General features: G+C 38.3%; 9 protein-coding genes. 7 read left to right on the plus strand and 2 right to left on the minus strand.

All coding sequences use genetic code 11. From position 1 onward, the window contains the following. Positions 1-115 precede the first annotated feature (115 nt). Genes H6G26_RS36190 through H6G26_RS36205 form a run of 4 tightly spaced genes read left to right on the plus strand, consistent with a single transcriptional unit; the run spans position 116 to position 2,487 of the window. Positions 116-1,513, plus strand: coding sequence for an Ig-like domain-containing protein (locus H6G26_RS36190; protein WP_190736227.1), 1,398 nt, complete (start codon positions 116-118; stop codon positions 1,511-1,513). 58 nt (positions 1,514-1,571) lie between these two features. Next, on the plus strand, positions 1,572-1,874 hold the full coding sequence (locus H6G26_RS36195) for a hypothetical protein (protein WP_190736229.1): 303 nt from the start codon (positions 1,572-1,574) through the stop codon (positions 1,872-1,874). Beyond that, positions 1,837-2,298, plus strand: a complete 462-nt coding sequence (locus H6G26_RS36200; RefSeq protein WP_190736231.1) for an ABC transporter permease — start codon at positions 1,837-1,839, stop codon at positions 2,296-2,298. Before H6G26_RS36195 ends, H6G26_RS36200 begins: the two co-directional genes overlap by 38 nt. After that, entirely contained in the window at positions 2,299-2,487 is a 189-nt protein-coding gene (locus H6G26_RS36205; RefSeq protein WP_190736233.1) for a hypothetical protein, read from the plus strand. Positions 2,488-2,534: 47 nt separating this feature from the next. Here the strand turns inward: H6G26_RS36205 and H6G26_RS36210 are convergent, their stop codons facing one another. Both H6G26_RS36210 and H6G26_RS36215 read right to left on the minus strand, forming a co-directional pair. After that, positions 2,535-2,750: a hypothetical protein gene (locus tag H6G26_RS36210; protein ID WP_190736235.1), complete on the minus strand. Its 216-nt coding sequence runs from the start codon at positions 2,748-2,750 to the stop codon at positions 2,535-2,537. Positions 2,751-3,129: 379 nt separating this feature from the next. Beyond that, the gene (locus H6G26_RS36215) at positions 3,130-5,160 is read right to left on the minus strand and encodes a tetratricopeptide repeat protein (protein ID WP_190736237.1); all 2,031 of its coding nucleotides are present in this window, start codon (positions 5,158-5,160) and stop codon (positions 3,130-3,132) included. A gap of 420 nt (positions 5,161-5,580) precedes the next feature. On the opposite strand from H6G26_RS36215, the gene H6G26_RS36220 reads away from it, so the two are divergent. The 3 genes from H6G26_RS36220 (at position 5,581) to H6G26_RS36230 (ending at position 7,532) form a co-directional block, all read left to right on the plus strand. Next, entirely contained in the window at positions 5,581-5,907 is a 327-nt protein-coding gene (locus tag H6G26_RS36220) for a helix-turn-helix transcriptional regulator (protein WP_190736239.1), read from the plus strand. 415 nt (positions 5,908-6,322) lie between these two features. Continuing rightward, entirely contained in the window at positions 6,323-7,117 is a 795-nt protein-coding gene (locus H6G26_RS36225; protein WP_199327247.1) for a hypothetical protein, read from the plus strand. A 103-nt stretch (positions 7,118-7,220) separates the two neighbouring features. After that, a complete protein-coding gene (locus H6G26_RS36230) occupies positions 7,221-7,532 on the plus strand; it encodes a hypothetical protein (protein ID WP_242054177.1) in 312 nt (103 codons plus the stop codon). Positions 7,533-7,542 lie beyond the last annotated feature (10 nt).

Genomic DNA, 7,542 nt, shown 5'->3' on the forward strand with positions numbered 1-7,542 from the left:
TTGTAACTTACTAGCAGCAATTTATAACTATGAGTTAAATTTAGCAATTCCAAAATGCAAACCCTTGACTATAACATAAAAGTAATTTTGCAAGAGGTCTACTATTAAAACTCTCATGGATGGTTCTCATACGGATTTGATAGAACTAGTTAATCAACACGATGGGAAAAAGACTGTTCACAGTGTTCTTAAGTTTTTATCACGGCATCTTTTCTTAATCCTAGTTTTGCTGTGGACACCTTTAATCCTAATGCAGACTTGGAATATACAGCATTCTTGTTCTCCTTTAGTAAATTGGGGAGAAGATCGCTGCCCGATTGAAAGAGTAACTGTTAGTCCTAGAGAGTTAAAGTTAAAAATAGGGAAGTTATCGCAACTTAAAACTGATGTTCGAGTCACAAATCAACTTAGAAATGCAAGCACAGTAGACCGAGGAGTGCGATGGATTTCAAGTAATGAAAAAGTTGCGACAGTTAATGCTCAAGGTCAAATTCTTGCAGTTGCTCCTGGCATAGTAAAGATTACAGCCATTTCTAAGAAAGACAAAACTAAAAGTGATACTGTTGACTTTTTGGTAGAAGGTATTACCAATATCGAAATTCAACCTAAAAGTCTTGCACTTGAGGTAGGACAAGCTCGAACATTAATATCCAAGGTTAATGGCTTTGGCAAATTTGATACTGGGGTTAATTGGTCATCAGCTAACAAAGAGATTGCAACAGTTGATAACAGTGGTTTAGTTAAAGGTATTGCACAAGGTGAAACTACTATTCAGGCTGTTTCTGAACAAGATACTCAAAAAAGTGTAAGTACTAAACTGAAAGTTTCTCATAATATGATTATTGAGCGAGTCATTATTAATAATAATGAGCCTATTAATGATTTGAGAGCGGGAGAAATTAAAACAATAACAGCAAGAGTGGAAGGTTTAGGAAGTAATAGTGAGGATATTACTTGGTCTTCTAGCAATTCAGATGTAGCAATTATTCTTGGACAGGGACACACAGCTGAATTAGAGGCAATGTCAACTGGTGAAGTAACAATTATAGCAACATCTACCCAAGATAGTAGTAAAAAAGCAATGATTCAGTTAGAGGTTTTACCAGCTACCGTTAATTACATTGCTGTATATCCTAAACAACTTGAGCTTGATATTAACAATATAGCTAGATTGTGTTCCACGATCAAAGGTATAGGCTCAATTGATAAAAGTGTATATTGGTCTTCTAGTAATGACCAAATTGCAACTGTTAATAGTGAGGGTTTGGTAACTGCAAAATCTAAAGGTGAAGTACAAATTATTGCCACTTCAAAACAAAACTCTGACCAAAGCGCAAGTACTAAGCTCAAAATTCCTAGAGGAATAGATTGGCTTGCTATTAGTACTGGTTCAATTGTTACTGCTGGAGCAACATTAGTCGGTGTACCCTTACCAGCCGCTATAGCTTTAGGTTCAGCAACAGCTACAGGTATACATAACTGGCAAGCAGTAGATCCATTTTTATGCCGTTAGGAATTACTGCTAAATTTACTTTTGAATTTAGAAAATTTATTTCATTTGAGGTACAACTATGAACTCCCCAAACAATTCAAATCAAAACTCTCAATCAAGTTCTTTTATCTCAGCAGATTTAATCAGAATTATTGTAATACTAGCTTTTGCATCTGGCATTATATATTTGATTAGCTCTCATTCTGATTGCTGGTTTAGTATTTCGTGCCAACCTGATGTTCATAAAGCTGGATACGAACTTTCAACAGTCTTTGTTGGATTTTTAACAACTATTTCTCTAACAGCAGTCTTTGGTACTCCTTTAGCCCCAGCAGCAGTTGTAGGTGTACTTGCTTGGTTTGCTCTTTTTACCAAAAAATGATCCGAATGCTATATCTTATATGACAGGTCTTGCAACTCTTAACTTATTTATAGTTGCAATTCAAACACTTAGCATCCAAATTGCAAATGAGCGTAAACAGGGGTGGCTTAAACTGCTCAGGATCACTCCTTTACCAGCTTGGATATATCTAGCCTCAAAGGTTATTATCGCTTTTCTTATCTCTACTGTAGGCATAAGCCTAATGTTTACCTTGGGAATATTCAAACTTGGTATTAGCCAACCTTTTTCAGACTGGATAATATTATTCTTCAGCCTAATTACAGGAATTGTTCCTTTTGCCATTGTTGGTTTTTTTATTGGTTATGTAATGGAGGCAAATATTATTTCTTTAACTAGTGCATTTATTATTGGTCTAGCTATATTTAGTTCCGGTACTATATCATTACCTGGAATGCCAGAGTGATTGCAGAATTTAATCCCTTTCTCGCCATTTTACCACTACGCTCAAATTCTAATTTGGGCAGGACATTTACAGGCATCTGAATTTTACAATACTTATTTAGCCATACATCTAGAATGGTTTGCCTGGACTACTTGTATTGCTAGCTTTTTAGCAATCTGGGCATATCAGCGCAATCGTGCAATCAGTTAACGTGATTAAGTAACTTTTGCCATAGTTTTTTAAGGTGTGACCAAACACTACAAGAAAACGCTTAATGTAGCGTAATATTTTTCTAGAAGCTTCGGTTGCTGACAATAGGCAGATGATTCACCATTGGATGCAGTTGTGAATCTGGCTTCTACTGTGCAATATAAAACTGCCCTAGACGTAAGCTGGAGCAGTTTTTGATAGAAGTAAATTGTATAGGAGACAATTAGTGTTGTCCCCAGTTTATCCATAGTAAATACCGTCATATAACACTCTTCACCTCAATTTTCGTACTTTACGCAAAAAACGAATAATCTTAAAGTTGCCATTATAAATGATAGAAGTTAGCACAAGCCAGCGTATTACAGACGACATCCGCGAATTTGAGTTTCTTGCTTGGCGGGTCACAGGATTGGTTGCTAGTAATGGTTTGTTGATAAGGCAAATCTGGGAATGGAGGAAGTAGCGACACCGCACAGCCCGTCGTAGACATCGTTCTTATGGGGCGTAGCCATCGCCTCCCCAATGATTCTCATGAGTGATTGCCGAAAGCTCTAGCCAGTAGGAAGCAAAATTTAGAACAGTGGCTAAAAATATATTGGTGTATGGTAGGTGTTAGCGAGCATTAATTCCTGAACTAGTAGGTTAATCTACTTGCCACACTTTAACAGTTTTGTCATAACCTCCACTGACGAGAGTTTTTCCATCTGGACTAAAAGCTACTGACTCGACATAAGATGAATGACCGGAAAGGCTCATTGTTTCTAGTTGAGTTTGCACATCCCATAGCTTAATAGTTTTATCATCACTACCACTGGCAAGCATCTTATTATCAGGGCTAAATGCCAAAGATGTAACTGTTTTAAAGTGACCAATTAAAGAACCGATTTTTCTTCCACTTCGCCAATCCCACAGCATAATGCTATTATCTTGACTACCACTAGCCAAAATTTGACCATCAGAACTAAAAGCTACAGCACGCACGCATTTTGAATGTCCTACTAAATTTCTGATGGATCTTCCAATTCGCCAGCTCCATAATTTGATATCTTGGTCACGGCTACCGCTAGCAATAAACTGACCATCTGGGCTAAATACAAGGGATTTAACATAGTCTGAATGCCCAGATAACCTAGTAATTATTTCTCCTGTTTTGACATCCCATAATTTAATGTCTTTATCATCACTTGCACTAGCAAGGATAGTTCCATCTGGGCTAAAAGCTAGAGCATTAATCCAGTTTGTATGCGCTGGTATATTTAGGATTTCTTCTTTTGTTTTTATGTTCCATAACTTAATAACTTTATCAGTACCAGCATAGGCAATAGTTTGACTATCAGGACTAAAAGTAACAGCGAAAACTTGGCCTACCTGTCCAGCAATATTGTTAATTTCTTGGCCTGTCTTTAAGTTCCACAGCCTAATATTTGAGTCGTTACTACCGCTAGCTAAAGTCATACCATCATTACTGATAGCTATTGTATTAACCGAAGCAGAGAGTTCTGGATGCTCTGGAAAATTGCTAGCTAATAATGCCTGACTGTAATCTTGATTTGCCTCTTGAAATTTTCCTAATTCATTATAGGAGGCTGCTCGGTAATAATAAGCCTGTTTATAATTAGAATCATATTTAATTGCCTTTGTAAAATCATCAGTTGCTATTTTTATATTACCTATATTTAAGTAAACTAGACCTCTTTTATAGTAAGCATCTGCATAATATACACTAGCATCTTCTGCATGATTATCAATAACTTCAGTAAAGTCTTTAATAGCTTTTTTGGCTTCACCTAATTCAGCCCAGATAGAACCACGCCTTAGAAATGCTGCCGGATAATTGTCTGCCGTTAATTCTAATGCTTCCGTCAAATCATTAATTGCTGCGGGATAATCTTCTTGCCCAATATATATAGTAGCTCTACCTAAGTAAGCATCCCAGAAATCAGGATTACGTTGAATTGCTAAATTAAAATCATTTAATGCTTCTTGATAATTGCCAAGTTTAATGTATATACTCCCCCTTCCTAATAATGGTTCTACATATCTATCTGCATCTTCAGCAAACTTAGGCTTGACCTCTATAGCTTTAGTGTAATCCGCAATAGCCCTTTGCTGTTCTCCTAACTCTGAATATGCTCGACCTCGGCTGACATAAGCTTCTGCAAAGTGGCCATTATGACTCAAAGCATTGCTATAATGTTTAATTGCACTCTTATAATCACCATCTTTTTGAGCTTTATCAACACCTAATTTATAAGCTTCTAAAGCTAGAGATTTAAAAAGTTCTTTTTCGTTATTATTAATAATAATTTTAACCAAGTTTAATTCTTGAGCTTGAAAATAGAAATCAACTCTACCAATTAAAGATATAGTTGGAGCGAAAGTGGGTTGATAACTTGGTGCAAAAGTAGGTTGGAAAGTTGGGGCGAAAGATGCTCTTAAAATAGATATATCCGGTAGAAAGGAATCTCCAAACTCTAGAAAACTTTTAAATTTATTTAAATGATTAGCTATTTCTATTATATTATTTGATGATAAAGATTTATTTGCGGCAATAGCTTCAGGTAATTCTGTTATGGAATAACATATAATACTAAAAATTAGCATCAGCCCAACACAAACTGAAACTTTTAGAAGTTTTTCTAATGTATTTAAAATTGTTTTTGTCAGGTTCATATCTATAGAAATGTAACAAATACCAGCTTATTGTTCCCATTCGAGCTTCAAAAATTGCAAATCTCTAGAGTTCAGTCTCTTTCAGCACCTACTGGCGGTAAAACTAAAAGTACTACTAATAAAGACTTAAAAATTACTAAAGCCTTTCATTAACGCTCCTTGCGTTCACACAAAGGCATTGCCCCGATCAGCAATCTTGTACAAGCGTATGCGATTGCTCTGGCATTGCTCAAGAGCGTAAGCGTTCGCCAGTAGGGGTGCTTTTGTTTTAATAACTGTGCTTCTCCAGTATGTGTGGGTTTAAATAATCGCATTGCTAACAAGCAAGCGATCGCTTTTGCTTTTATCTGGTGTACTACTTAATGTAGACAAAAGATTCGTTTTGTCAACACGGCATTGATAAAATAAATGAGTAATTGAATGGCTAAAGAGGTGGTGCTAGTGGACATATCTTACATATCTCGCTTTGCGTGGAACGAACAAATGGCAAAGCGCCTAAGAGAGATGCGTGGGAAAATGAGCCGTGATGCATTGGCAGTAAAAGCAGGTTGTAGTAGGGCTTTTATCCACAATCTTGAATGGGGAAATGCAGCAAATAGACCAGAGTCAATTGATAAGAAAGATGCACTTGCCATCTGTCAGGCACTTGAAATACCTATTTGGCAATTATATCCAGCACTTGCATTAGACGTAGATAATCTTCAAAAAATTTGCTCTAGTCTCTTGACCAATGTCAACATCATGTAGTAAATTGATAATCATAGAGGAACAAAGCGCCAGCCTCCCAGAAAAATAAAGAGGCGCTCACCATTGAACCTTGAAAATAGTAAATTTATTAATCCACCTGGAAGAGTAGCTGAGGCACTGGCGCAACCAGAGAAAGCAAGGGGAACAGGAAGGGAAATCGATTTGCGCTGAATAAAAAGTTGCTACAGCATTACAGAAGTCGCTTTGAAGCTCGTTGCTGACTACCATATGCTGCTGTAGCAAGCCCCAGCCACTGGCTAGGAGTAATAAATATGAGGCTTCGCCAATTCTAAATTGAGAGTGTTGTGCTGAAAGCACAACAAACTGACCAATAAAAATAGGACGATCGCTCTGTCTGCAAAACTAACGATCGCCCCTATGCCCCAACCTACTAAAGAAGAGGCAATTTATAATCATGGCACAAATTTCAGTTCTTGCGCCAACAAAAGATCCGTTAACCACACAGGATCGCGAAATCATTGCAACCATCGTCAATCAGTCGGACTACTCCAAAAACTGCCAGCCCGAAGATGTAGTGACTATCTGGATCAACAGTGATGATATCGTGTGGGTAAAAATGACCCACGGTTATGCTCGATACCACAAACAATCCTTCAAACGCGCTGTTGCAGAGGTAAAAGCGAGTCTTTGTGCTCCAGTAGAGCGCAATCACAAGGAAGAAAAGGAATTAAAACAAGCTTCTGAGAAAATTGGCTTGTTAGGTGATTGTGATTGGCTATCGTTGAGCGTCCAATACTATCCTGATAAAGTAATCGGTCACGCTGGTTGTTATATCTCTCACAAGGCTCGAATATTAACCCCAACTGCTGAATGGGATTTCACTCTGCCGAAGTGGAATATGCCTGCTGCCATCTGTCCAGACTGCGAAGGGCATGGGTGCGGTAACTGCGGGTATCGCGGTACTCGCGCAGAAGACTTGTGTACGCCAGTGGACGGCTACCGACTGATCTATGTAGGACGCACTGACCTTCAGACGGCTCACAACGTATATCTAGATGGTAAGTTTTTGGGAATTGTCTTCAAGGTCAGAAACGCTGATGAGTTATGGGAAAATGACCCCAAGACTTACTATTGGCAGTGTACGGTTGGAGTACGGTATTGGAGCGTAAAAGAGGCTGTAGAGGGACTGTCCAGGGCAACTGCTCCGATTGAACTGCCGCAAGCTCGTCGGGAGTTGGTAGCAGCGTAAGAAAATCAGTAGGCGTGACCGAAATCTACATCGGTCGCGCCTGCTGCTTCAAGAAGTCTACGGCTGCGCCAATGCGAAAGTGAAATGCTTTTGGTATAAACAAATGACCCCTGAACAAACATCAGAATTATTTACTCTCTTGATGCGCCAAGAGGAACTACTCAAGCAATTAATCGCTTCAATCAATAAGCCAAAAGTAGGATTGCACTCTGATGCAGGTAATTGCAGAATCTATTGTAATCGTCACAATGGTTCACTGTGGTATACCCTAAACAACAGTGAAGCAAGTGCGATTACCCAAACTGCCTTAACTGGATATCTAAAAGAACTGAAATTCGAGAAGTGTGAGCGCAGAGGAAAAGAAGTTTACAAGTTGCTGATTACAATTCAAGCAGACGTGCGATTCGTTGATTAGTGAATCCCGG

Source organism: Nostoc sp. FACHB-888 (assembly GCF_014696655.1).
Taxonomy (GTDB): Bacteria; Cyanobacteriota; Cyanobacteriia; order Cyanobacteriales; family Nostocaceae; genus Nostoc.

Excerpts from the sequence above, each read along its gene's own strand:
- H6G26_RS36190 (WP_190736227.1), top strand. The coding sequence starts at position 116 with ATGGATGGTTCTCATACGGATTTGATAGAACTAGTTAATCAACACGAT.
- H6G26_RS36195 (WP_190736229.1), top strand. The coding sequence starts at position 1,572 with ATGAACTCCCCAAACAATTCAAATCAAAACTCTCAATCAAGTTCTTTT.
- H6G26_RS36210 (WP_190736235.1), bottom strand. The coding sequence starts at position 2,750 with ATGACGGTATTTACTATGGATAAACTGGGGACAACACTAATTGTCTCC.
- H6G26_RS36215 (WP_190736237.1), bottom strand. The coding sequence starts at position 5,160 with ATGAACCTGACAAAAACAATTTTAAATACATTAGAAAAACTTCTAAAA.
- H6G26_RS36220 (WP_190736239.1), top strand. The coding sequence starts at position 5,581 with ATGGCTAAAGAGGTGGTGCTAGTGGACATATCTTACATATCTCGCTTT.
- H6G26_RS36225 (WP_199327247.1), top strand. The coding sequence starts at position 6,323 with ATGGCACAAATTTCAGTTCTTGCGCCAACAAAAGATCCGTTAACCACA.
- H6G26_RS36230 (WP_242054177.1), top strand. The coding sequence starts at position 7,221 with ATGACCCCTGAACAAACATCAGAATTATTTACTCTCTTGATGCGCCAA.